This window comes from Paenibacillus aquistagni (assembly GCF_900177815.1).
Taxonomy (GTDB): Bacteria; Bacillota; Bacilli; order Paenibacillales; family Paenibacillaceae; genus Paenibacillus_B; species Paenibacillus_B aquistagni.
This window is the reverse complement of the sequence record NZ_FXAZ01000001.1, coordinates 106122-131807: the sequence shown is the minus strand read 5'-3', so window position 1 is coordinate 131807 and position 25686 is coordinate 106122. Positions and strand designations below refer to the sequence as shown.

Below are 25686 nucleotides of genomic sequence, written 5' to 3'. Positions count from 1 at the left end.
CAGAGATTGAATCCGCTTACATTTTTGGATGGACATCACTTTTGAAGAGTCGAGCAAAGAGCATTAGTTCAGGAGCTGACGTTCCTTAACAATAGTCGCATAGTCCTCATCCATCTTGCGAAGGAAGGTTTGAACATCATCGCCGGACTTAAGGAATGGCACAACTTGCGAGCCTACATAATTGGTTCCATAGAGCAGAATATCCGGTCCATAAGGGCTGTACAGAGCAGGCTTCGCTTGCTGCAAGGAATAGATTCCCTTTATATTGAGTTCCCGACCTCCTTTTTTCTCTAATGTATCCGCAGCAAACTGCTCAAGAATGCTTTGATCTCCAGACACAGAAGGAACCTCCAAGCGGTGCATCCGCAGCTGCTGCTCGTCACTGAGCAAATATTCAAGAACATCCAACGCCTCGTCAATATGCTTGCTGTGCTTGTTAATAGCGACAGTAAGCGGCAATGTGGATGGTCCTATCCCTGGAAGATCAGGCCAAGTCGGGAAGCTTACAACATCATAATCGAGCTCATCAGGATAATGAGGAATCGTGTTCGCAATGAGACCCAAGCTCATCGCAACATCCCCTTTTATAAAGTCATATTGAATGTCTGGCTCCCAGTTGCCTGGAATGCTAGCAATGCGCTTCGCCAGCTCAAAGAACTTGCCAAAGGCCTGATTCTTCGAGAACTGCGGCTCTCCGCTCTCTGGATCGGTACCATTGGCCGAGAGCTGTGTCATCGCTTGCGATAACGAGTTGGTTGCAAGGCCGCGATATTTAATTCCATCACGTTCTCCTGTCACTAAAGCGGCAAGCTCGACAATTTCATCCCAGTTCATCCCGTCCGTTGGGTAATCGACACCGAATTTATCAAAGATGGCCTTGTTATAATGCAGTGCAACGGTAACATCCTCGATCGGAATGCCAAGGAGCCTGCCCTGCCCTTCCGGATCTCTAGCTCTCAATGCTTCCATAATGCCGGGTCGAATCTTGTTGAAGTCAAAGTTGCGTTCTTTAAGCAGATCATCAAGTGGAAGGAGCATATCTCGATCTTTTAAGATATCGAAGCCGTCTGTCGTTAGAATGATATCCGGCATCACATTCTGAGCAAACAGCTCGTCAAAGGAGGCGGCATCTGCGAATTTGCCTGTCGGCTCAATCGTGATATGCGGGAACTTCTCCTTTGTTCCCTCGTGAAATCGGCTCTCAACCTGCTCTTTGCTCCAAGGCGCCATAAAGACCAGTTTCACTGGCTCTTTATCCTTCTCATCCTCTTCTGTCTTTTGTTCCACAGGCGTCTTGGTTCCTGATCCCTCAGTCTGGGTCTGCTTCTTCGGTGCCTCGATCCCCGAGTTCGTAGAGCTGCATCCCGCCAACATGAGAATAAATACAAGCGAAATCAAGAGAATGACATTCATGCGTTTTGGCATATCAACATACATCCCTTCTCCGTGTATTTTCTGAATTCTCTATGACGTTACCATGTAAAAGAGAGCCTTGTGCTATATGCTCCTTAGTCCACCCCCATTTCATATTCTCCACTCCTGCATAAGACGCAGCATGCCAGAAGCAAGCAGCTTGCCTCTTATGCAGCAGCTAAACGCGTTTATTCTACAAGTCCTGTACGCTCGACACTCTCGACGAAGTAGCGTTGGGCAAAGAAGAAGATGAGAAGCGGTGGAAGCAGCGCAAGGAAGCTGGCAGACATCTTAATGGCCTCGACTAGAACTAAGGCAGTCTCCTCATTGCCAATCATGCTCGTAATGCTTGCATCCACTCTGCTCATTTGAGTCGCGAGCGGCACTAGCGGCGACTGGCCCAGAAACATCCTTGGATAGTAGGTGTCATTCCAGGTCCAGACAAAGGAGAATAACGATACAACGAGAATGGCCGGCTTGGCAAGAGGAAACATCACCTTCCAGTAGAACTTGAAGCTGCTGGCCCCATCAATCTTGGCCGCTTCCTCAAGTTCCTTCGGCTGGGTCGTATAGAACTGTCGGAATATAATAACGAATAACGCACCCTTGATCCCAAATCCAAACAAGGAGGGCAGTATCAAGGAGAACAGATTCCCCTGCAGTCCGAGCTTGGTGTACATAATAATCATGGGCAAAATGATGACTTGCGGTGGAATGATAAACGTCATAATAAGCAGGAACGTCAGCAGCTTCTTGAAGGGGAACTGCATGCGAGCCAGTGCATAGCCCATCAGTCCGCAGGAGATCACATGAAATACCGCCACAATCGTGGAGATGCCGATGCTGACAAACAGGGATTCAAGATATTGAAGCGCTGCCCATGCCGTCTTCAAGTGACCGAGATAGATCTCATGCGGTATCCAGGTCACCGTTGGATCATTAAGATCCTTTTCATTCATCACCATTTTTACCAGCATCTTCAGGATCGGATTCAAGTAAATATAGGAGGTTACGATAAGAATCCAATAAATAAAAATTTTAAACAGCAAGCCTCTGTTGACTTCCCGCCCCAAGATGGCGTAGCGAAACGTTTGAAGCCCATTTTGCATTATCCTCTTTTTTAAGGGCGGGGCTTTGAACTTGGCAATATTGATTTTGCCCATCATTGAATCCTCCTCTCGCCACAGCATCTACACAGCTATTAGCGGCTTCTCGCTTGTCGGTTCAGTCTTAAGAACAAGAGCATAATGACACTTAGAAACAACGCAATGACGACAAAGTAGATCCAGGCAAGAGCACTGTTGTAGCCATAGTTTCCAGTGTTAATGAGCTCAATGACGGGGTTGTACGGGAATGTGAACATATCCACGACCGTATAAATCAGATTCAGCAAAATAAACGGGGACATCGCAGGCAGCGTGATCTTCCAGAATACCTCCCATGGAGATGCCCCATCAATTCGCGCTGACTCATAGCTCGACTTGGAGATGGTCTGCCTTCCCGCAAGAAAAATGAGAATCTGCACGCCCGAGTACCAGAGGACAAGCACAAATCGATTCAATACATCCATTACGGGCTTCGCCCAAGAGCTGTCCCCTAGGAATTGAATCAAATATTCACCGATGGAGAAACGCTCAAGGAAACCAAGCGTCCCCTCTCCCTGATTCACAAATTCGGTGAGAACATAGCCTGACGTAAAGATAATCGGAAGAAAAAATACAACTCGAAACACAAGGCGCCCCGGAAAGTCCTGATTCAGCATGATTGCGATAAACAAGGAGAATACGATAATGACCGGCACCATGATGATAATTTCTTGAAAGAAGGGAAGCAGATTATCATAGAAAGCAGAGCTTCCGAACAATATTTCAGTAAAATACTTGAGCCCTTGGTAATCATATTTCAGCCCAGTGGGCAGAACGGTTACCTTATGAAGGCTCATGTACAGCGAGAAGCCAAGAGGGAATGCCATGAACAATAAGAAACCGATCACCCATGGCGCAATAAAGACAAGTGCTTCCAGATGGCGCGAAGTTCTAGCCTTTAGCTTGAATCTGCTCATTAAGCTCCCCCTCCCTTCACAACCGCAAAATCTTGAGCCTTCACTTGAACGCCTCCCTGATTAAACGGTGTCTCATTATAATTGACGATGATTCGCTTGCCATTCTCGTAAGTCGTTTCGTACACGCCAGCAGCAAGTGCTTGATGATGGACGATCATCTGATCCTGCACATCGTGCAGAGCATCATTGAAGCGGCTGTATTGCATCGCAACCTCTTCGGCCCAGTCTTTGTAATGCGTGCTGTAGAAGTTGTACAGCGAACGCGTGCCAATCAGGTCTTGAGAGGCAGCATACGTAAGCATGAAGCTTGGGATTGAGCCATACTCTACATTTTTTAGCAAGTAAGCTGTGTAATTGTCCGATATGTTGGCAAACTCCGATGAATACGAGATCAAGCCATGCAGTGCGATCTGCATGAATGGAACCGTTTCATCCACGAACAGATCAAAGGAATTCTCAATTGGCACCCCGCTTAAGTGATTGACGTATTTCCAAGCATAAGCATTCGCGCTGTCCGCTTGTGCTGAGCCAAGGAGATCAACAGATTGGCCGAATAGATTCTCCTGCAGCTGCTTGACTTCCTCTCTTGTTGAGGCATATCGATCATTGAAGTCGCTGTTCAAGAGAGCGCCCATGCCATCGCCGAAAGCCATGGCGTCTGCTCCAAGCTGCTTCACCTTCTCGAAATCCTTGAGGAACACCTTCTCCATAAAGCGCGGACTGACAAGCGTTCGAAACGCTTCACGTCTGCCCCCATACTGGATAACCACAGAGCCTAAATCCTGCAGACCATCCCGGCTGGAGCGAAAGCCATCCCGCCCCGTATTGTTGAACGTATAGGAGGAAGCATCAAGCGTCACCGTATGCCCCTTGTTGTGGGCGTAAGCGATGAAGTGCTTCATGCCCTCATTGCCGCCAATTCCCTTGTCTACCGGGAAGTGTCCGCCATAATCGCTTATCCCGCCCTTTTGCCAGCCAGAATACGTAATCGACATCTTTTTGACTCCGACTGCCGTCAGCTCATTGATCATCTCCTCGGCCTGCCCCGTCGTTGTCAACGATTCATAGCTGTCCCACAAGAAGCCCTCTTTCGAATCTGCGCCGAGCAGATGAATTGGAAGGCGAATACCCCCATTTTCAAGCTGAATCCGCGTCAAGCCCTCATCCTCCATCAACACTTGACGGTAGCGAGAAGCCATCCCAACATAGTTGGCAGCATGCGACTTCCCATCCAGGAAATAGTAGCGAACCGAGCGATCTCCTGCTGTTCGATCCTTGTTAAAGGTTTGGAAGCCGTTGCGTTTGCGCTTATCAGTCGGTTGGAAAAAGCGCTGGCGATACGTAAACTCTGCAGTAGCCCAGTTGTATTGATTCATGGACTTGGACGGTGCAGCGAGCACATTGCCATATACCGCGCCTTCTTGTATGACCGCAAGAAGGGCTTGATCCTGAGCTTTAATGCCGAATACCGGCATGCGAATCGGCTCTCGAATAGAGAACGAGTTGTTATTGTTGCTAAACGCGTAATCTTCCCCGTACACCCGCTCAAAATAGAAGTTATTGTTCGGCGGACGATCCTTCTGGAACTGAATCAGCGTCCCCGGTCCATCCGGGATGAACAGATATCCGTCTTCTTGTTCCGACGTATAAGCCCCAAGGAAAGGATACAGACGAAGTGCGGCGATACGAGCATTTTTGTCTTTCTTCTCTGTCTCCTCCTCGTAGGCTTTCATCTCTTCTTCGCTTTTTCCATCCTTAAAGCCATCCTCGATGATTTTGGTCTCGACATAATCATCGTGCAAGGAGACTTCAATCGGGACGACAAAGCCGATGTTCGACATCTCAAAAGTCAGCTTGAATCCGCTGTCCGTCATTTCGAACTGCTCGATTGCAGCTTTTTGATCAATCACATTCGTTTCCTTCATCTGATCCTTGCGTACATTGAATTCCACATATTTAATAAACAGCGGAGACTGCATATGCTTCTTCCATGCATTGGTGTTGTCCTTGTCATTCCAGCCATAGGAATCAGGGAAGGATCTCCACTCCTGTCCGCTTCGCTTATCCTTCACAATGAAATGGCCTGTCTTCCGATCGACTAACAGTGCAAGCTTCTCATTCTCGCTTGCCAGCTGAAAGGCTTGATCTGCTGGAAACAAGGATGCATAGCTGTTCTTTGCCGGCTGCTTCGCCTGCTCGCTCGCGCTGGCTGCTGTTGTTTTCCCTGCATCTTTTCCAGCTTGACTGTCCTCTTGTTTGCCTGCTTCTATCGCTTCATCAGACACCTTGGCTGCTTCCTTAGAATCAGCCTGATCCCGTTGATCAGCCATTTCTTCTTTGATTGCAGCTTGCGTTCCTTGTGCCTTATCTTCTGTAGATTCATTCGTCTTTGCAGCATTGGAGTACGTGACGATGGTTGCGCTCGTCATAGCGACAATCAGGGTAAGAATCAGCATGCGCTTTAGCCTAGCAGGTACCCTCATCACATCGACACCTCCTGATAGATGGTATAGAAAAAGTTCTGAAGCTCAGAGGACAGACCTACGATGATGGAGATCAGCACCCACGTAATCATCATCGCAAATGCGGTTAGGCAAATATTCGCAATTGTCTCGCCCACACTGTAGTTCTGAAGCGACTGAATCATCCAGAAGAACATCAAGCCGCACCACAACAGCATTCCTGTCTCAAAAAAGCTGTAGATCGACATCTCGCTTGCTGTCATGACGTTGGATACCGCGGCGAGCGGCAGCCCAAGAATGACAATAGGGAATAAAGCGTAGGAGCTGCCAACAAAGACATCCTTAAAACGCGCCTCCCCTTGGCGGATGCTTCCGATCAAGTAATTGCAGATGACCCATGTCAGCCACGTCACGAAGATCGCAATCAAGAAGCCGCTGTTTCGTTCATTGCTTGGCACAGGCATGAAGGTGAAGCTGGTGTAATACTCCTTCATCAGCAGCACAAGCGCAACCAGCACAAGCAAGATGGAGGCACTTACATATCCGCCCTTTCGATGATAGCGGAGGTCGCTGAAGCCATCTATAGGATGCCTAAGAATGATAAAGGCTTGCTTAAGTTGGAACAGCAGCTTCTTCTGGCCCACGAAAGCTTTTGTTTTTTGGCGAAGCTGATGAAGCCATGGCAGCTTCTTCTTGCGGCTGCTCCATATCATGAACAGGATTACAACCACAAAGGCAATATTGGCGACCAAAGCGAAGTTGTGCTGAAACCACTGCAGTCTAAGCTGCCAGAAGGAGTCTGAATAGCCGCTTGCATCGCCTGCAAGCTTGAACAAGCGCAAGGCTTCCTTATAGTTCTCCTTGTAATACGCAGCTTCAGCCAGCCCTTGGTAAGCTGGAGAATATAAGGCATTAAGCCGCAATACCTCCTGCCAGATCGGCTCGCTGTCTACATATTTTCCTTCTTGCGACAATGTCGTAGCTTCATGCAGAAGAAGGCCGAATTCCGTTGGTTTTAGCACATGGATCAAATTCTGCGAGTCATCCAAGATAAACAATTCGTTCTTGGAATTTGTGTCAACAGCCACTGGACTTTGGCTAATTCCAAGTTGGGGCGATCCAATCGTCACCTGACCCACCCAGAAGAAGAGCATCTCTCCGTTAGGGCCGTACTGCATGACCGCATTGGATACTTTGTCGATCGCGACCAAGTTGCCATTGCGGTCCACTGTAATATCAGATAAGCCCGACTTCTGCTCCTCTTGATTGGGATCTGCAGTCTCTGTATTCGCATTCGTCCCTCGGTTGCGAAATCTTGGCTCCACCCCGAATGCCTTCTCTTTCCACTGGTTCTCCCCGCGTATATTGAGCTTTTTCACCTGCTCTTTATCTGTTGAAGAGACCGTGTAGATGAATCCCTTCTCATCAATATGAATATTGCGAATCGTCGCTGGTAGCGTGCGGACCTGGCGACTCAACTGCTCTTCGGTATACAGCAGCTTGCGAACGATATCCATCAAACTCACTTCAGTCAAGTTGGTTCCGTAGAAGCCATAGAAATTGCCGCTAGGATCAAGCTGAACAACCCCCTGATAGCTCCCGTTGCTGATTACATACATAAATCCGCGCTCATCGACAACGAGATTGGTTGGCTCGTAATGAAAGGATTCATCAATGAACCTAGATTCTGGTCGACCGTAGGCTGCAAGCAGTTCTCCGCTTCCTGACAGCTTCAGAATTCGCTTGTTGCCTGTATCTGCGACATAAATGATTCCCGCTTCGGTTACAAAGACGCCCTGTGGTGACTTCATGCCTTCAGCCATAATCTCCCGGACGAATGCCCCGTCTTGATTCAAGTGTACGATGCGGTTGTTGTCGGTATCCGCAATGTAGATCTCGTCTTTGCTATCGATAAACAGATCCTGCGGCCGCTTAAGTGGAGAATAATCAAGACGCTCCACTCCGTTCTCATTCAAAGTCTTATACAGATTGTCGCCTACTACGGTAGACGGATAATAGGCCGCTTGACTCGGGATCGTCCGATTGTAGCCGTCCTTGCTGAATGTCGTGTAGGGCGGTTCCGCTGACGCCAAGCTAGGAAATAAGGCAGTTATTGTCATCGATAAGACGAGCATTATATAGATGAGCCGTTGTCTATCCCATCGCTTTTTCATGAATGAACCTCCGTTAATCCCTACTTGATACCCGAATGGGCCATCGTCTGAATTACTTTTCGCTGAGACAGCAAGAAGATCATCAGGTTGGGAACAAAAATGATCAATGAGGCCGCTGCTGCAACCCCTTGCCTAGCAACCGTATTCGCAAGATTCGAAGTAAGTGATTCGACGTAGAATGGCAGCGTCTTCATCGCATCATCCTGCATGAATAAGGCGGAGGTCTCGGAATTCGTCCACGCTGTTTGAAACGAAAGGATGGTGATTGTCGCCATTGCAGGAGTAACAATCGGGATCATGATCCGCATGAAGATCTGCCATTCACTGGCGCCGTCGAGCTTTGCTGCCTCAAGCAGCTCATTGGGCACCTGATCCATAAACTGCTTGAGCAAAAACACGCCTACCGGAAGAGCAAGTATAGGCAGCACATGGCCCCAATACGTGTTCATAATGCCTAAGGACTTCACGACAATATAGCGCGGAATGCCCATCGTCTCTACCGCAATCATGATGGACAGCAAGATAACGCCAAACACGATCTTGCGGCCCGGGAAGGGATGCTTAGACAGCGGATAGGCACATAAGGCGCCAAAGATCACCATCCCTACCGTGGACAGCAGCGTCACCATAATACTGTTGAAAATAAAGCGCGTTACCGGTAAGAAAGTATCCTGCGTCGCATGAAGCAAATCCGTAAAGTTCTGCATTGTCGCCTGCTGCACAAAGAACGTTGGCGGGAACAAGAACAGCTCATGCAGCGGCTTGAAGGCATGGTTGAATATAAAGACAAGCGGAAGCAGCATAAACATGGCAAGAACAGTCAAGAGAAAAAGCAGAAGGATCTGCGTTTTGTCCAAGCTGCGAAAGTCGCTGCGGTACATGGACCATGAGCTCGCCATCGACCTACGTATCCGATGTAGCCATGTCATGCTATTCATCCTCCTTCGGGCCAAGCAGCATCCATAGGAAACGGCTGAGTAGAATCGTTAAGATAAGCAGTACGATGGAGATGGCGCTTGCATAGCCAAGTTCGAGCCTCGTAAAGCCAAAGTCCTCGATATGATTCATGAAGAGCTGTCCGGAATAGTCGGGTGTAGGATTCATGCCAGACAGCTGAGTCCCTATCCCGCCTGACTTCAAGGTGCCCACAATCGCCATGACGGCGGCAAAAAGCATTTGCGGCTTCATCATCGGGATTGTAATATACCAGATCTCCTGAAGCCGGCTCGAAATGCCGTCGATTCGTCCCGCTTCATACAAGGTGCGATCTACGTTTAAGATTCCGGCTAAGATCGCAAGGAAGCCTAAGCCCATGCTCGACCAGATCGATACGATGATCATGATGCCAAGGAGATATTCCTTATCGATCGTAAGCAGCACAGGCTGGTCAATGAAGCCCCATTTTAGCAGGAAGCTGTTAATGTAGCCTGTGCGGTCTCCCGTGAACATGACCTGCCACACAACGACCATGGCAATGCCGCCTGTAAGCGACGGCGCATACATAGCGAGCGCATACCATACGCGTATCGTGGAAGGCAGCTGCGCAATGAGCCAAGCCAGCACAAAAGACAGCACATAGCCGATGGGACCAACAAACAACGCGAATTTAAATGAATTGGGAATGACGTGCTTTAGAAAGATCACATCCTGTGAAAAGAGATTCTGATAGTTCATCCAGCCTGCCCACTTCGGAAATTCGATGGAGTTGAAGTAGGTGAAGCTAAGTGCAACGCCGGTCAGCACGGGAATGATGATAAACAGGCTGAATACGATAAGGAACGGAGCAATGAAGAGATAAGACAGTCGGAACTTCCACATCTCTCTCATCTTGTCTTTCAGCTTGCGGCTCAGATTGCCTTTAAGCTTCGCTCCTGATGCCGTTATCGGCTGCTGAACGACTGGTGTCGCGTCATTCGACAAACTCATCCACTCCCTCCCACGGTTTCTCCATATCTGGCAGCTCAAGCGACTTCAGCACTTCGCCGTTCGGCCCGATGATATCGAACTCCTGCTGCTTTCTAGCGAGCTCACGATTAATCTCTTTGATCGCTTTCTCAAGAGATATCCGCGAATTCTCGGAATCGACGACAGTCCGGTTCCAGGCGAAGCCAAGCTCACGATCTGTCATGTAGCCGCCAGGCACCTGCGGCACCTCTTTCGTCCATTTCCACTGCTCCAAGATGACGCTAAGATTTTCCGGCTTCCAAGGCATTCGTGCAAAGGCCTCGACATTGGCCGTATTCCACCGGAACGTTTCCCCATAATACTGCTCCAGATTCAAGCCGAACTCCGTCTGAATCTCGGTGGACATATACCACTGCAGGAACTTCCACGCTTCCTCTTGCTTCTCTTTCCTGCTGCTCTTGAACAGCATCGCATTGGTTGGGTTGGAGCCTCCTGACCAGCGAATCATGCTGTTATCGTCTTGCTTCGTTCCTGGTATTGGCGCAATAGCCCAATCGTTTGCAATCTCAGGAGCTGCGACTAGAAGCTGGATGTACATATTAAAATCAGAGATGCCGATCGGGATATCCCCTCTTCTGAATTGGTTGTAGAAGCTTTGCACGACCCGCTCAAGCCCTTGAACGTTGTAGAAGTCGGTCCACATCTTGTAGGACTTGAATGCATCTGGTGTGTCAAGTCCGGTCTTTAGTCCCGTCTTGGTGTACATATCGACATTGTTCTGAAACATAATTGGCGTATAATCCACAGGGTCCATATAAAAGTTGTAATGATTCTGCAAGAGCGTTGGCAGCATCTTGTATATATCATCCCATGTATCTGGAACCTCCAGATCAAGCTGATTCAAGATGTCCTTGCGATAGAACAGCACCTTGAAGCGAACCGTCTCTGGAACCCCGTAATACCCGCCATCATAATACAGCGGCTGCAGCATCCCAGGATTGAATCTTGAGAAAAATTGCTCAGCGCCTTCAAGCTTGGACAGATCAAGTGCCGCATTGCGAAGCGCCATGTCAAATGGAACATTGACTGGGACGCCGAGGGCAACATCCGGCATCATGCCAGAAGCATTGGCAAGCGTTAAGAGCTGAGGATTCTGAATCAGGTTGATATGCACCTTGATTCCGGTCTCAGGAGTAAAGCGATCATTGACCAAGCGCTGCAGTTCATCCACATAGTCGCGTCCCCACACCATCCAGACATCAAGCACATCTTCATCGCCACTCGTTGTGGTTGATCGATCCTGGAAGGAGTAGAACAAAGACTGGAACATACCGCCGGTCTTCTGCCAAATATTCGATGTCATGCTAGGAAGCTTCGCATCCACAGGAGCTAACAAGAGCTGGTCAAGCTGCAGCGGGGCATCCATCAACAAGGAACGATTCGATTCCAATGACTCCTGAACCGTTGCAATTCGCTCCTTGGCATAGGGAATTTCATTGGGCTTGCTGAGAATGCTCTTCATATCCGCAGCACCATTCTTCAGCATCTGCGCGACATTGTCTGTCTTGGGATTGATGCTCTTCATCTGTTCTTCCAGTACAATAAATTGCTCTCGTATTCGCTCCATGCGCTCGATTAGCCCAGGGATATCCTTCTCCACATTCCATACCCGGTATTTGTCTTCGCGGTTGCCTGTGGCCATCCGAAGCTCCAGCAGGATGGATCTTAGTTCCTTAGAGATATGATCCATCTCGATAATCATCGGCATGTATGGCTCATAATGGGCTTCCATCGAGAGCGTGTGCTCGCCCTTCGTCAGGTAGAACGCATACGGCTGTCCATCTGAATCTGAGAGCGTAACGCCCCTCCAATTGGCATCATAGGGGAATTGCACCTGCTCCATTTCTTGAAATGGTATATTCCCATCAATGTAGATGCTGCGGAAGACCGACATGTTTTTTACCGTGCTCTGGTTGGCGCGCATCGCAAGCTTGTAGAAGCCATCCTCCGGTACATCAAGGCTCCAGCTTACGGTTTGACCGCCCTTCATCCAGCGAGAACCACCCAGTGTGTTGTAGGCAATCTTGCCTGCAGAGCTTGGCTTGGTGGCTGGATCACGGTCGTAGACGTTTTGGATCGACGTCGAGTTCTTGTAATGATAATGCTCCGCCTCGATGATTAGAGGTTCTCCTTCTCGAAGCCCATCCTGTGGATAAGATGACAATACCTCTTTGTACGTAGGTATCGCAGCTGCGGGCCGAATGCCGAGCTCATGAAGAGCCAGCGGCTGCTGCAGCACTTGGAGGCGAATCGTATTCTTCCCCTGCTTCAAATGCCACTTAAGCGGCAGGGCATAGGAACCATTCGATTCTCGAAAAGCCGTCTCTTTCCAACCCGGCATCTCTTCTATCTGCGCGCGAAGCTGATTGCCGAATTCGTCGTAGCGCTCCGTATCTACATCGCGATAATGCCGTTCAAGCACAATAGATCTCGCCTCATTAAACGGATATTGTCCATTTATTAGGGCGGATACAAGCACCGGCTGACGGTTGCCGCCATCATGCGATGGAAGCGGATAGTAATGAGCCCACAGCTCATATAGGCCTTCTTGCTCAACCTCTACTTCATATTCCACGTAACCTTTCTGGTTAGACCAGATCAAGGCATCCTGCTTGCCCTCATAATCCTTGACTTCAAGCTTGGCATCTTCAGACTTGTTCGCATATTGTGCGGCTGCAATGGATATCTCCTTGGAACCATATGGTACTCCCGCATCCTGCCAGTGCTCAAGCTGTTCCAGATAATAAGGCTCAATCTGCCCCTCTTCACTGCTCCAGTCGCTGATGCTGAGTGTTTTGACATTCGAGGAAGTGGATGCCGCATAAACAGATGGCTGATCACCATACAGCTTCAGCCCGTATAGACCTGCACCTGCTGCCACTATACTTGCGATGATAAATAACCTTCTCCATCGTTGCATGACTTGCTTCACGACTCCAACCTCCTTATTTCGTCAGAAGCATTTCGGTATCTTTATGGAAAAATAAAGCCTTATTCATGTTGATAAGGGCTGAGATTGCATGGCCGTCTTCACTGCGTACTCCCTCGCTTGCCCTTATGACGAGCGGGCGCTCCTGCTTGATGTCGATATGATAATAGCGATCAGACCCCACAAATTCATTGAATTGAAGAATGCCTGTAACCATAGACTCCGCATCCTCAGAACCCTCAGCCATAAAATGAATATGCTCTGGGCGAATGCCCATGATGATTGCTCGGTCCAACAGATTGTGCTTGCGCAAGGTATGTGCTTGTTCGGACGTTAGCGTTAACGCAAAGCGGTTCGTGTGGAACTCAAGCTGTCCCTCACGCTCTTGCAGCTTCCCTTCAATAAAGTTCATAGGCGGATTGCCAATGAAGTTCGCAACAAACATATTGACAGGCTTGTTATAAATCATCTCTGGCGAGTCTACCTGCTGGATAATTCCTCGGTTCATCACGACCACGCGATCTCCCATTGTCATGGCTTCGATCTGATCATGCGTAACATAAATCGTCGTGACTTCAATTTTGCGGTGCAAATTAATGATTTCTGAGCGCATCTGGACTCTGAGCTTCGCATCCAGATTAGACAGCGGCTCATCCATCAAGAACACCTGCGGCGTGCGCACAATGGCTCGACCGAGCGCAACACGCTGACGCTGTCCGCCTGATAATTCTCTTGGCTTGCGATTCAGAAAGTTCTCAATCTCAAGCACACGTGCTGCTCGCTTCACGGCAAGATCGATCTCATGCTTCGGCAGCTTCCGTAAGCGGAGCCCAAACGCAATATTTTCATACACGCTCATGTTCGGATAGAGTGCATAATTCTGAAACACCATCGAGATATCCCGATCCTTCGGAGGGATATCGTTCACAAGGTTATCACCAATGTATATCTCTCCATCCGATACATCCTCCAAGCCTGCCAGCATTCGAAGCGTAGTGGACTTCCCGCATCCAGATGGGCCAACGAGGACAATGAATTCTGTATCTTCGACCGTTAGATTGAAATCGCTTACAGCAATCTCTTTATATTTTCCATAGCGTTTGTATACCTGATTAAACAAGATATTGGCCATTGCGATCCCTCCCAAGTTTATAGTTATTGTACTTGGGCGCCTGTTAATTTGGTGTTAATAAACATTAAAGCGATTGAACATAGAAGAGTGAAATTACGTGTAGAGGCAAGAAAGTTGCAAGTGAGGTAAGATCATCGAATGCTGCATCATGCCCTGATGATGCCAAATGAGCTTAGTAAGAGCGGGTAGGACAATCGCAGAATCATAGGTAGCGTGAATCCGGCTTAGCTGCTGCTAGCTTCCACACCGAGCTGCCATTCTTGGATTAAACGATAAGGAACTTCGAACGATAAGGAACTTCGCACAAAAAAAGCGTGGACCGATATAGTCCACGCTTTACTCTGTAAGGCAATATAAAATCAGCTGAGCATGCATGACATGCTCGCTCTTCATTCGCATTTGCTAGACGATTAAAACTCTCCAGCGAAATGGCAGGCCACATAGTGGTTGCTGCCCGCATCCTTGTACTCCGGTATTTGCTGCTTGCAAATATCCTTAGCAAATGGGCAGCGAGTATGGAACTTGCAGCCAGATGGCGGGTTCGCCGGGCTCGGGATATCCCCTTGCAGCACGATGCGCTCAGGCTTCTTCGTTGGGTCTGGAACCGGCACCGCAGACAGCAAAGCCTTCGTGTACGGATGCAATGGATTGCTGAACAACTCATCGCGGGACGCCATCTCAACCATGGAGCCGAGATACATAACCCCTACACGGTTGCACAAGTGCTCAACGACAGACAAGTCATGAGAGATGAACAAGTACGTCAGATCGTTTTGCTCTTGAAGATCCGTAAGCAAGTTAATAATCTGTGCTTGAATGGATACATCCAAGGCTGATACAGGCTCATCCAACACCATGAATTCAGGCTTTAGGATCAGCGACCGGGCAATACCGATACGCTGACGCTGACCACCAGAGAATTCATGCGGATAGCGATCAATATGATAAGGAGCCAGGCCGCAGATCGACAAAATTTCTTTTACACGATCGCGAACCTCTGATCTTGATACGATGCCATGATCGACAAGAGCCTCACCGATTGCTTCACCGACCTTGATACGCGGGTTCAAGGAGCTATACGGATCTTGGAAGACGAGCTGAATCTTCGGGCGCATTGCGCGAAGATCTTTTTTATTCAAGCTGTGCAGGTCTGTTCCTTTGAAATGAACAGAACCGCCGCTTTTCTCAAGCAGGCGAAGGACAGTACGGCCAGTCGTGGACTTACCGCAGCCAGATTCACCTACAAGGCCCAAGGCCTCGCCTTTGTTCAAAGAGAAGGAAACACCATCGACCGCTTTAACGTGGCCAACGGTTCTTTGGAATACGCCGCCAGTGATTGGGAAGTATTTTTTAAGATCTTTAACTTCAATTAATGGCTGAGTCATTTACTTCCCCTCCTTCTCATACAACCAGCATGCAGCTTTATGCTTATTGTCATAAATATTAAGGTCTGGCTGCTTTTGTACGCAAATTTCCATACAGTGCTCGCAGCGATCATTAAAGTAGCAGTTCTCCCCAAGCTCTACAGGGTTAGGAACTTGTCCAGGAATCGTATATAGACGATCCTGACGATTGCTGATGACAGGTTTTGCCTTCAGCAAGCCTTGCGTATACGGATGCTTCGGATTATTGAACAATTCATGTACCGGCGCTTCTTCAATCACTTTACCTGCGTACATAACAACAACATGGTCCGCCATCTCTGCCACAACACCAAGGTCATGGGTAATCATCATAATGGCTGTATTGAATTCCTTCTTAATATCACGCATCAAATCGAGAATCTGCGCCTGAATTGTAACGTCCAATGCTGTTGTAGGCTCATCAGCGATAAGCAGCTTAGGATCACAGCTGAGCGCGATCGCGATCATGATACGCTGACGCATGCCGCCGGACAATTCATGCGGATAAGAATCATAGATCTTCGCGGCACGCGGAATGCCTACCAATTCGATAAGCTCGATGGACTTTTTCTTCGCTTCTTGCTTGGATAACTTCTTATGGATGCGAAGCGGCTCAGCAATCTGATGACCAATGGTCAGAACAGGGTTCAACGAAGACATTGGATCTTGGAAGATCATCGCAATCTCGTTACCACGAAGATAACGCATCTCACGTTCTTTTAATTTAAGAAGGTCTTCACCTTTATATAGAATCTCTCCGCCAACAATCTTACCTGGAGTAGCTACTAGACGCATGAGAGACATAGCAGTAACACTTTTACCGCAGCCGGATTCGCCTACGACACAAAGTGTCTCCCCTTCGCGAATAGAAAAGCTAACGTCATTAACCGCTTTGACTACACCAGAACCTGTATAGAAGTTGGTACGAAGATTGCGGAATTCGATTAAATTGTTTGACATATCTATCCCTACCTCTTCGACTTAGACTTAGGATCGAATGCATCACGCAGTGCATCCCCGACAAAGTTAAAGGACATAACGGTGATAAACACACATACACCCGGTGGAATCCAGAGCCACGGACGCTTCTGGAAGTCGATCAAGTTGTTCGCCGCGGAAATCATATTCCCCCAGGACGGTGTTGGAGGCACAACCCCAAGACCCAAATAACTCAATACAGACTCCATCAAGATCGCGCCACCTACAGCAAGTGTAGCGTTTACGATAATGATTGGGATCGTATTTGGAAGCAGGTGACGGAAGATTTTCTTCGAGTCACGAAGGCCCAATGACTCTGCTGCTTGCATAAATTCTTGTTCACGCAAGCTCAATATCTGACCACGCACAAGACGCGCAAGGCCTGGCCAACTGAGTATACCTAGCATAAACATGACGATATAAATACGTTCTGAAGGCGGTATCTTCCAATCCGAAAGAATACTACCGAGAATAATAAGCAATGGCAAAGACGGAATAGACATCATAATGTCAATAATTCGCATGATGATCGTATCGACCCACCCGCGATAGAAACCTGCAATAGCACCGAGGAGGCTACCGATGGACACCGATACCATCATGGCAACAAAACCAACCAATAGCGAGATTCGACCCGCCAACATCACACGCAACAAGATGTCTCGACCTAGATTATCTGTACCTAACCAATGTGCAGCAGATGGAGCCTTGTTGCCGTTGCGAATATTCAATGTATCTATCGTATATGGTGAGAAGAACGGACCAAAAAAACAAATAAGAAACATAAGCAACAACATAACAATACCAAAGATGGCAAGCTTGCTTTGACGCACCTGGCGAAACGCAAGAACCCAAGGTGATGCGGACTTTACTTTTGGCTCTGCTGCTGTCGTTACGTTTGGATTAGCAGTAACTTGGGACACATGAATTTCTCCTTTCTATTTCAGACGTACACGAGGGTCTACCAGTCCATATAACGTATCTGCAAGCAAGTTTCCTAATACGGTTAGGAATGATAGGAACATCAAGTATCCCATAAGCAGGAAGTAGTCACGATAGTTTAATGCGTCTAAATATACGCGACCAATACCTGGCCAGTTAAAGATCTTCTCTGTGATCATTGCCCCAGAGAACAATGCAGGAAGCTCGAATCCAAGCAACGTAATCGCAGGAATAAGCGCATTGCGCAGTGCATGCTTGAAAATAACTGTGCTTTCTTTTACACCTTTGGCACGTGCAGTACGAATATAATCTTGGTTGATAATATCGAGCATGCTTGTACGGAAATAACGAGTAAGGCCGCCGACACCAAGTGCTGTCAATACGGTTACGGGTAGAATCATATGCTCAAGCAAATCAAACACTTTGGCAAATCCTGTAGCACTACTTCCTGTCGTATACATGCCTCCAACAGGCGCCCAGCCCATATCTACGGCTATGAATTTGATCGCAAGCAAACCCAAGAAGAATGATGGCAGGGACATAAGTCCAAAGACGATAAACGTTATAATTCCATCATATAGAGAATACTTCTTGACCGCTGAGAATACGCCGATAAATATCGCAATGATCCATGTAAAGATCATGGAAAACGCTGCGATAAGGACGGAGTTCCAAATATAACGATCAATGACCGTGGTTACATCTACTTTGTGTTGGAAAGAATAACCAAAATCACCTTTGAGAGCGTTTGACGCCCAAATGAAATAACGTTCTGTCGCAGGCTTATCCAATCCGTGGATATGCTTCAACTCTGCCGCACGCTCAGCGGATATCGTCTGGTTCGAGTCGATGAAGTTACCGGGAACCATCGAGAACACGCTAAATAGGATGATCGACACCCCAATCAAGGTCGGAATCATCTGCAAGATGCGCCGGATGAGAAACTGTTTCATAAATATTCCTCCTAGCTACATATAAACCCAATGCTCAGCCACGACAGGGCTGAGCATTGGACAGACATTAATGACTGTTATAAATGAAGTTTTGATGATTACTGAACAGAGATAACGTTCAGATCACCTGTAAAGTTTTTGTAAGGAGAAAGATCAAATCCTTTTACGCGGTTGTTCATCGACCACATATCAGAACGTTGGTACAAGTAGATGTATGGAAGATCAGCATTCATCTCTTGGTACACTTGTTTGAACAGTTCCTTGCGCTCTTCTTGGTTTACAGTAGAACCTGTTTTCTTGAAGAGCTCATCAATCTTAGCGTTAGAGTAGCCGATATCGTTTTGGGATCCGCTAGTCATGTATACGTTTTGCATGGACTGTGGATCTGGAGTCAAGCCCCAAGCCATGAACAGCATGTCGAAGTCGCCTTTTTTACGCTTGTCGATAACGGCGTTGAAGTCCATTTGCTCAGCAACGAAGTCGATACCAAGCTCTTTGTAGTTCGCTGTAGCGATTGGAATGATTGCATCATTTACTGGGTTTGGAGAAGTTGCAGCAAAGTTGATTTTGAACTTTACGCCATCTTTCTCACGGATGCCGTCAGCGCCTGGTACCCAGCCAGCTTCATCCAACAATTGTTTTGCTTTTTCAAGATCGAAATCATACTTTTCAATTCCTTCATCCGTGTAAGACCAAGACAGGTCGGACTGAGGAACATTGATTACTTTTGCGTAGCCTTGGTATACAGCATCAACGATTTGTTGACGATCCAAGCCATATGTCAACGCTTGACGAACCTTTTGATCTTTGAACTTCGGATCATTATGGTTCATTGCGATGTAGCCATAGCCATTTGTAGGGAAGATTTGTGTATCAAGGAAGCCCATAGCCTTGATATCTTCGATTTGGTCTTTGGACGCTGTTGGGAAGTCCATATCTGTTTCGCCTGTTTGCAGGTTGGAAACCAACGTCTCATCTGTAGTTACTTTATAGATCAAGTTTTTCACTTTAGGTGCGCCTGCATAGTAGTCAGGGTTTGCTTCCATTACAACTTCTTGTCCTGGAGCGAACTTCTTCAAGATGTATGCACCGTTACCAAGCGGCTTCGTGAACAAGTCTTTCATAAAGCCAAGGTTGCCTTGCTTGTAGTCCTTGCCATAGTAGTGCTCAGGAATAACGCCGGAGCCCAATGTTGCAAGTGCCAATGGGTTAACGGAATCCATTGTGAATTCAATCGTTTTGTCGTTTACTACTTTGATACCGGAGATGGATGTTGCTTTTCCATCCTTATAATCTTGACCGCCTTTGATTGGAGCGGATTGCATAACGTCTGTTGGGCCATCGTAAGAGCTATCGAACAACAATGTTCTGGAGAACGCGATGTCCTTCGCTGTTACAGGCGTGCCGTCAGTCCACTTGATGCCGTCTTTCAAGGTGAAAGTGTACACCAAGCCGTCTTCGGATACTTCATAATCTGCCATTTGCGGCGAATAAGAGCCATCCTTTTCGATCTTTACCAAAGAATCAAATAATGCCTCAGCTACATATACATCATAAGTTGTTTCTGCAAAAAGTGGGTTGAAGATACCATTTGGTGCAGTCATACCGATAATAACAGTATCTGTACGGTTTGTAGCTGCAGCAGGGTTTTTGCTAGGATCTGATGCAGGGATCACACCGTTAGTGATGATCTCATCACCGCCACCTTCATTGCTGTTACCTTCAGAAGAATTATTAGTGTTTGTGTTACCGTTGCCAGTAGAGCTAGCAGAGTCGTTGCCGCCGCAAGCTGACAATACCAATGTCAATGCGAGCACAAGACTCAAAACGGTTAATAGTCTCTTTTTCACGTCTTTTCCCCCTAATCGAATATTGATTGCTTCTAACCCATGATACCGTCTCTATAAATCTACCAATGAATTATAGAGAATATTCGGCTCACGCTTATAGAACAGTGGTCAAATGAGTGTGTAATACAGCTGTACCATAAGCAGGAAACGAATATTTTTCATAATACTATTATATAAATTTCGTTTTGTAAATGCCTATGTTAGGTTTCTTTTAAAATATTTTTAAGCTTCCCGATCACATTTTTTTATTAAGTTTCAACAACACTTATACATAATTTTCCTCAAAACTTGATTTTCTTTGTGGTTTTACACCAAATAGAGAGACATTTGTTCTTACATGGAGGACACACCACTTTACATGTCCTTCACATGAAATCAAAATTAAAAGCAATTCAAAATTAAAATATTTGCAAAAAGATGCATAAATATAAAAAAACAACTCACGCATTGGCATAAATTGCCACACTAGTGAGTTGCTTCTCTTGTATATGAATGAATGCCTGATATTGGAATATCCTTCTGCCATTTGCCGCTGTTATTAATTAATAAAGTTAATCATGTACGTGGTTCAACTACAAAGATGCATTTTTGAACGGCTGCTCTGCTCCATGAATCGATGCCTCCATCTCATGGGCAGAAAAATGATATCCTGGACCATACCGCTTCATCAAATATTCCATCGACATCGTAATCGTCTTAGGAACGAGTTGATCGGACTGCTGTCTTAAGCGATTCTGTCCCATAGGATGAATGACACGCAGCAGCAGCTTCAAGTAACGCTTTGTCATCCAACTGAACAGTCCCTTAGGCAGATCCCGAACGGTAAATCCGAACTGCTCAGGACCTCGATGGATGAAGCTCACGCCATACAGTGCCTTTATCTGCTGCAATTCCGGCCGTTCCGCTACATAAGCCGCAATCTCAGGGAGCGCCTTCTCAACATCACGAATGAGCTTAATCGCCAAGTGCACGCTGCTCTTCGACGAATGGCCGATATCATATAGATGCTGGTTGTCAAAATGGAGCTCTAGCACCTGATCATCATGCTGCAGTGTTACTCCATCATCGAGCATCATCGTTTCCCCATGATAAGGCCGAGCTCTAAAATGCAGGACTGGCTTCGTCTCACTAGCTGTCTTCAAACCAAACACAACATGAAACAGCTTCTCGTAACCGAGCCACAATTTGACGGTTAATCGCTTAAACAGCGAAGGATGAAGCGCCTTGTGCTTCTCCGTTGTGCGAATCAATTCATCAATTCGTACACAGCGAAGTTCTTTTTCCTCCGCATCCTTCAAATAGCGTTCGAGTGCGGACAGCATCTGCTCCGGGGCATCTCGATCAGCCCCAAAGGTAAGCCCGCAGTCGTGCAGCAGCAGCACTTCCCCGCCTTTTAATGTTTTTTTCATGCGCTTATATAAGCGTTCTGCTCCCAGTCTTTTTCTCCAATCACCAAACATGGCGGACCACAATATAATCTGGATATGTCCCAGATTGCCAAAGTCGAACAAATTAACAATGCCCCATGGCGGCCGGTAATAAATCGCTGGCTTGCCGGTAATCTCCTCAATCATACCCGAGGTCTTGTGAATGTGGCGCTTGACCGTCTTCGGACGCATAAGCCAGTTGCTCTTGTGAACATAATTATGGATGCCAATGAGATGCCCTTCCTCATGCATGCGCTTAATGAGCTCTGGGTTCTGCTCAGCATGAACCCCAACGACGAAGAAGGTGGCTTTGGCTTTGTAAGTTTTCAGCAAATCGAGCAGCTTTGCCGTGTAAATTGGGTCTGGACCATCATCGAACGTTAAAGCAATCTCCCGCTCGGCTATACCTCTTCGAAATACGCGAAAGCCAAAGAGACGGCTAATAAGACCTGGGAGGAACGCATAAAACGTAAGGATATAAAATATCCACAGCAGTAAGATTTCCATCCGCCTCGTTCCCCGTTTCTAAACAATATTTTTTTCATCAATATTGTATCATAACCGCACACAGAATAGGCATCTGAAATCAATTTCGTGTACAATAATACAATATGAACCAATCATTCTTACCTATGTCTATTACCCAAAAGGAGGCCTGCTGATGCTCGCTTTTTATAGAAAATATTGGCGCACAGCATTTGATATCGGCTTGATCGTGCTCACGGTCTATCTGACCATGCTTGCATTCAGCTATCTGTACCGCATTGCCGCTCCTATCTTTCTAGCGTTCATCATCTATTTGATCATTGAGCCGCTGGCACGCTTCCTCGCTAGAAGAGGGATGAAGAAATCCATCGCTTCAGCCATCTCTGTTATTGTATTCGTCTTAATCATACTCGGTTCATTAGTTGGAGCAGGCGTTGTATTTACGCAGCAGATGAGCGATCTCATCAGCCAGCTTCCCCAATACCGCGATATCGTCATTAAGGAATCCACCGCGCTCATGAACTACATCCAAATGAAATATGAGACCCTTCCGCATGACGTAACCGACCGGATTAACTCCTACATCTCTGACTTTGCAGCTGTTGCGGAGACTTGGCTGAAGACATTTCTAAGCTGGCTTGTCAATCATGTCGCGACCTTCTCTACCTTCATTTTCAACTTTGCGATCGCAATCGTTTTGGCTTACTTCCTGAGCACAGAAATTAGCTCGTGGCGAAAGCTCGCACAGGAGAAGACGCCGAGAACCTTCAAGAACGCTTTTGTTTTCCTTAGAGACAATGTGTTTCGAGGGCTTGGCGTATACATAAAAGCGCAAGCGAAACTCATCTCGATATCCTTTACTGTCATTTTCATTTCATTTTTGCTCTTGGGTGTCGATAATGCTTTTTCAATCGCACTGCTGTGCGCCTTGTTTGATGTGCTGCCGATTCTAGGAATCCCGGTGATCTTCATTCCGTGGATTACGTACTTATTTATTGTCGGACACACGGCCCAAGCCATCTGGCTGCTTGTTATTCTTGTCACTGTCATGCTTACTCGGCAGATTCTTGAGCCGAAGATTACCGGCAATACCCTTGGCGTCTCAGCATTCACGATGCTCTCCTGCATGATCATATCATTATCGATCTTTGGAGTTGCTGGCTTAATCCTGTCGCCTGTGCTCGTCATATTGATTAAGGCGCTCTTTGATCAAGGCTACTTGCAGCGCTGGATTCGAATGCCAAGCGAGGAGTTCGATGCGAATCCGCTCTCTCCTCATCTTGAGCACAGCGGGCACAGCACTCACGATTCAAAGCAGGAGTAGACCATCCCGAATTCAATAACGACAACAAGCAACCAAAGCCGCGAATGCCTGCTGCATCTCACGGCTTTGCTGGTTGTAATAGGGAGCGGCTTACTTTCAAACCAGTTGACCGCTTTGTATTGAGCTAAGCAGCTTAAGAATTAAGCCGTACCTGCGATGCGTAAACATCCTTCTCTACAACGACGCCAGCTTCATGCGAACATTATGGCTTCACTTGGTAGGAAGCCAACATATCCATTACATCTCCAAATACAGCTGTTGCCCGATGTTGACTATCGTTCTCTTCATCAAGCGATACAACCGCGACTGCATATTGAGGTTTTTTTACTGGTCCATAACCAACAAACCAAGTATGCAGCTGCTTCGTTCCGTAAGCTTCGGCTTGTGCTGTTCCGCTCTTGCCAGCGAGCGTCCAAGCACGATGACGAAGCGCTTCCCCCGTACCTCGCTTTACGACCTGCTCCATCCAGTAGCGAAGATAATGGGCGGTCCTTGCTTGAAGCCTTCGTTCTTGATTTGCCTGCTTGGAAAAGGTTGAAATAACCGCTCCGGATTGATCTTCTATTCGCTGCACTAAGCGCGGTTCGCCGTAGACTCCGCCTTGAAGGAGCGTAACCATGGCATTGGCAGCGGCAAGTGGAGTGATGCGAACATCACGCTGGCCGATGGACGATTGAACCTTTTCCCCTTCTCCCATTTCAATTGATTTCTTGCCTGGCCCTTCAATACGACCGCCTTCCTCATTCGGCAATTGAGCAAGCTCCCTATGCCCCAGATGGTCGCTTCCAATCTGCCCAACAGAACCAATCCACCCTAGCTTGTGGGCATAATGGTACATATCCAGCGCAGTCATGCGCTCACTGATCTGTGCAAAAGCCACATTGCAGGATTGTGCAAATGCTTCCTCCAAGGTCAATGTACCGTGACCGCCTTTCTTCCAGCAAGACAATCCGTACTTGCCATACTCACCGCTGCAATAAAAGGAATCCTGAGGCTTATATGCGCCTGATTCCAAAGCCCACGCCGCCGCGACAAGTTTGAATACTGAGCCTGGCGCTGCCGCCTGAAGCGCAAGATTATTCCATGCATGATCTTTTGGGTCAATGCGCTCCGGATTATAAGCGGGCACACTGACCATAGCCAGCACATCACGCGTTGCTGCGTCGAGGACAACGACAGCTCCTTTTTTCACATGATGCTGCTTCATAATGGTAACGATCGGTTCATGCAGACTTAGATCTGCTGTCGTTACCAGCCGCAGCGGATAATAAGGGTTGCCAGGCTTGCGAATTCGCACGTCAAGGCCCGGGAGCGGCTTCATTCCTGCGTCCTGATAATGAACAAAGGTGACAGGACCGATGCCAGCGAGCAAAGGATTAAAGGATTGCTCCAGTCCGTATGCCCCTTTCCGCATTTTATACCGCCAGCCATGATCATGCCTCTCAGCCTTGGCGCCAGTTGTATTGGCGGTACTTGCCTCTATCGTATAACCCACCCAATGTGGAGTAAGCTCCTTTAGCGGGTAAGGATCAGTATATGGAAGCAGTCGAACCCCCGGCCAATGATATTGCTGCAAAGTTTGCAATTTTGTTTCAGTTATCGATACCACTTTTTTCTGATTATCACGCAGGACAAATGGTTCTGAAGCCATACTCCATTGACGCATCAGCTGTCCTGCATCCAGTTCAAGAAGCGACGCAATTTGCTCTACAGCAGCCTTTTGTTCCTTTGAAGATTGAATAGGAAAGAAAATGAGCGCATTTGCCTTCAATCCTGTTATCGGTGTACCTCGACGATCCACAATATGACCTCTGCCGTCATCTAAAACAATGCCGCGTTCGCGCTGAATAACCGATTGCTTCATTAAAGTATGAGAATCATGGGGAAGCGCTTGAAACGCTTCAACAAATTGGAGCCAGGCAAGTCGAGCCACCCAGATGCACAGCATTGCTGTGATTATAAAAGTTGCATAACCGATGCGCCGCAGTTGTCTGATTGATGCTTGAGATTTCACCGGACCCACGCCCCTTTAATGGAATGTCGCTATTTCTAGTATGGGCAGGTGCGCATCTCTTCAATCCTCGTGCATCTCGGTATGGCTGCCGGCATTCATAGTCGATCCGAAGCAGGTGTGAAATCGTTGCAGATGGACGCAGCGCATCCATCACAACAAAGCGCCCCTTCTC

17 protein-coding genes are annotated in these 25686 nt (G+C 47.4%); 1 reads left to right on the top strand and 16 read right to left on the bottom strand.

Features of this window, described 5'->3' with window-relative positions; genetic code table 11:
• Positions 1-63: 63 nt before the first annotated feature.
• The 15 genes from B9Y93_RS00625 to B9Y93_RS00555 form a co-directional block, all read right to left on the bottom strand.
• A complete protein-coding gene (locus tag B9Y93_RS00625; protein ID WP_244903255.1) occupies positions 64-1425 on the bottom strand; it encodes an ABC transporter substrate-binding protein in 1362 nt (453 codons plus the stop codon).
• Between the two features lie 176 nt (positions 1426-1601).
• Positions 1602-2579 (bottom strand): carbohydrate ABC transporter permease, encoded by a 978-nt coding sequence (locus tag B9Y93_RS00620; protein ID WP_085492436.1) that lies wholly within the window; start codon positions 2577-2579, stop codon positions 1602-1604.
• A gap of 35 nt (positions 2580-2614) precedes the next feature.
• On the bottom strand, positions 2615-3475 hold the full coding sequence (locus B9Y93_RS00615) for a carbohydrate ABC transporter permease (RefSeq protein ID WP_085492435.1): 861 nt from the start codon (positions 3473-3475) through the stop codon (positions 2615-2617).
• Positions 3475-5958 carry a DUF5696 domain-containing protein gene (locus tag B9Y93_RS00610; protein ID WP_085492434.1) on the bottom strand — a complete coding sequence of 828 codons (2484 nt, stop codon included), beginning with the start codon at positions 5956-5958 and terminating at the stop codon, positions 3475-3477. The genes B9Y93_RS00615 and B9Y93_RS00610 overlap by 1 nt, the downstream gene beginning before the upstream one ends.
• Positions 5958-8111, bottom strand: a complete 2154-nt coding sequence (locus B9Y93_RS00605) for a YIP1 family protein (protein WP_085492433.1) — start codon at positions 8109-8111, stop codon at positions 5958-5960. Before B9Y93_RS00605 ends, B9Y93_RS00610 begins: the two co-directional genes overlap by 1 nt.
• 20 nt (positions 8112-8131) lie before the next feature.
• Positions 8132-9040 (bottom strand): carbohydrate ABC transporter permease, encoded by a 909-nt coding sequence (locus tag B9Y93_RS00600; protein WP_085492432.1) that lies wholly within the window; start codon positions 9038-9040, stop codon positions 8132-8134.
• A gap of 1 nt (position 9041) precedes the next feature.
• On the bottom strand, positions 9042-10031 hold the full coding sequence (locus B9Y93_RS00595) for a carbohydrate ABC transporter permease (RefSeq protein ID WP_085493897.1): 990 nt from the start codon (positions 10029-10031) through the stop codon (positions 9042-9044).
• A complete protein-coding gene (locus B9Y93_RS00590; protein WP_244903253.1) occupies positions 10021-13008 on the bottom strand; it encodes an extracellular solute-binding protein in 2988 nt (995 codons plus the stop codon). Before B9Y93_RS00590 ends, B9Y93_RS00595 begins: the two co-directional genes overlap by 11 nt.
• Before the next feature lie 13 nt (positions 13009-13021).
• Positions 13022-14137: an ABC transporter ATP-binding protein gene (locus tag B9Y93_RS00585; protein WP_085492431.1), complete on the bottom strand. Its 1116-nt coding sequence runs from the start codon at positions 14135-14137 to the stop codon at positions 13022-13024.
• Positions 14138-14547: 410 nt separating this feature from the next.
• Positions 14548-15522 carry an ABC transporter ATP-binding protein gene (locus B9Y93_RS00580; protein WP_085492430.1) on the bottom strand — a complete coding sequence of 325 codons (975 nt, stop codon included), beginning with the start codon at positions 15520-15522 and terminating at the stop codon, positions 14548-14550.
• Complete coding sequence (locus B9Y93_RS00575; RefSeq protein WP_085492429.1) at positions 15523-16500, bottom strand: ABC transporter ATP-binding protein; 978 nt, start codon at positions 16498-16500, stop codon at positions 15523-15525.
• Positions 16501-16508: 8 nt separating this feature from the next.
• Complete coding sequence (gene opp4C, locus B9Y93_RS00570) at positions 16509-17447, bottom strand: oligopeptide ABC transporter permease (RefSeq protein ID WP_370739009.1); 939 nt, start codon at positions 17445-17447, stop codon at positions 16509-16511.
• 9 nt (positions 17448-17456) lie between these two features.
• Positions 17457-18413: an ABC transporter permease gene (locus B9Y93_RS00565; RefSeq protein ID WP_085492427.1), complete on the bottom strand. Its 957-nt coding sequence runs from the start codon at positions 18411-18413 to the stop codon at positions 17457-17459.
• 98 nt (positions 18414-18511) lie between these two features.
• The gene (locus B9Y93_RS00560) at positions 18512-20263 is read right to left on the bottom strand and encodes an ABC transporter substrate-binding protein (protein ID WP_085492426.1); all 1752 of its coding nucleotides are present in this window, start codon (positions 20261-20263) and stop codon (positions 18512-18514) included.
• Between the two features lie 572 nt (positions 20264-20835).
• Positions 20836-22197, bottom strand: a complete 1362-nt coding sequence (locus B9Y93_RS00555; protein ID WP_085492425.1) for a polysaccharide deacetylase family protein — start codon at positions 22195-22197, stop codon at positions 20836-20838.
• Positions 22198-22351: 154 nt separating this feature from the next.
• Here B9Y93_RS00555 and ytvI point away from each other — a divergent pair, with 154 nt between their 5' ends.
• Positions 22352-23500: a sporulation integral membrane protein YtvI gene (gene ytvI / locus B9Y93_RS00550; RefSeq protein WP_085492424.1), complete on the top strand. Its 1149-nt coding sequence runs from the start codon at positions 22352-22354 to the stop codon at positions 23498-23500.
• Between the two features lie 202 nt (positions 23501-23702).
• Here ytvI and B9Y93_RS00545 read toward each other — a convergent pair whose 3' ends face one another.
• Entirely contained in the window at positions 23703-25514 is a 1812-nt protein-coding gene (locus B9Y93_RS00545; RefSeq protein WP_244903252.1) for a peptidoglycan D,D-transpeptidase FtsI family protein, read from the bottom strand.
• Positions 25515-25686: the final 172 nt, after the last annotated feature.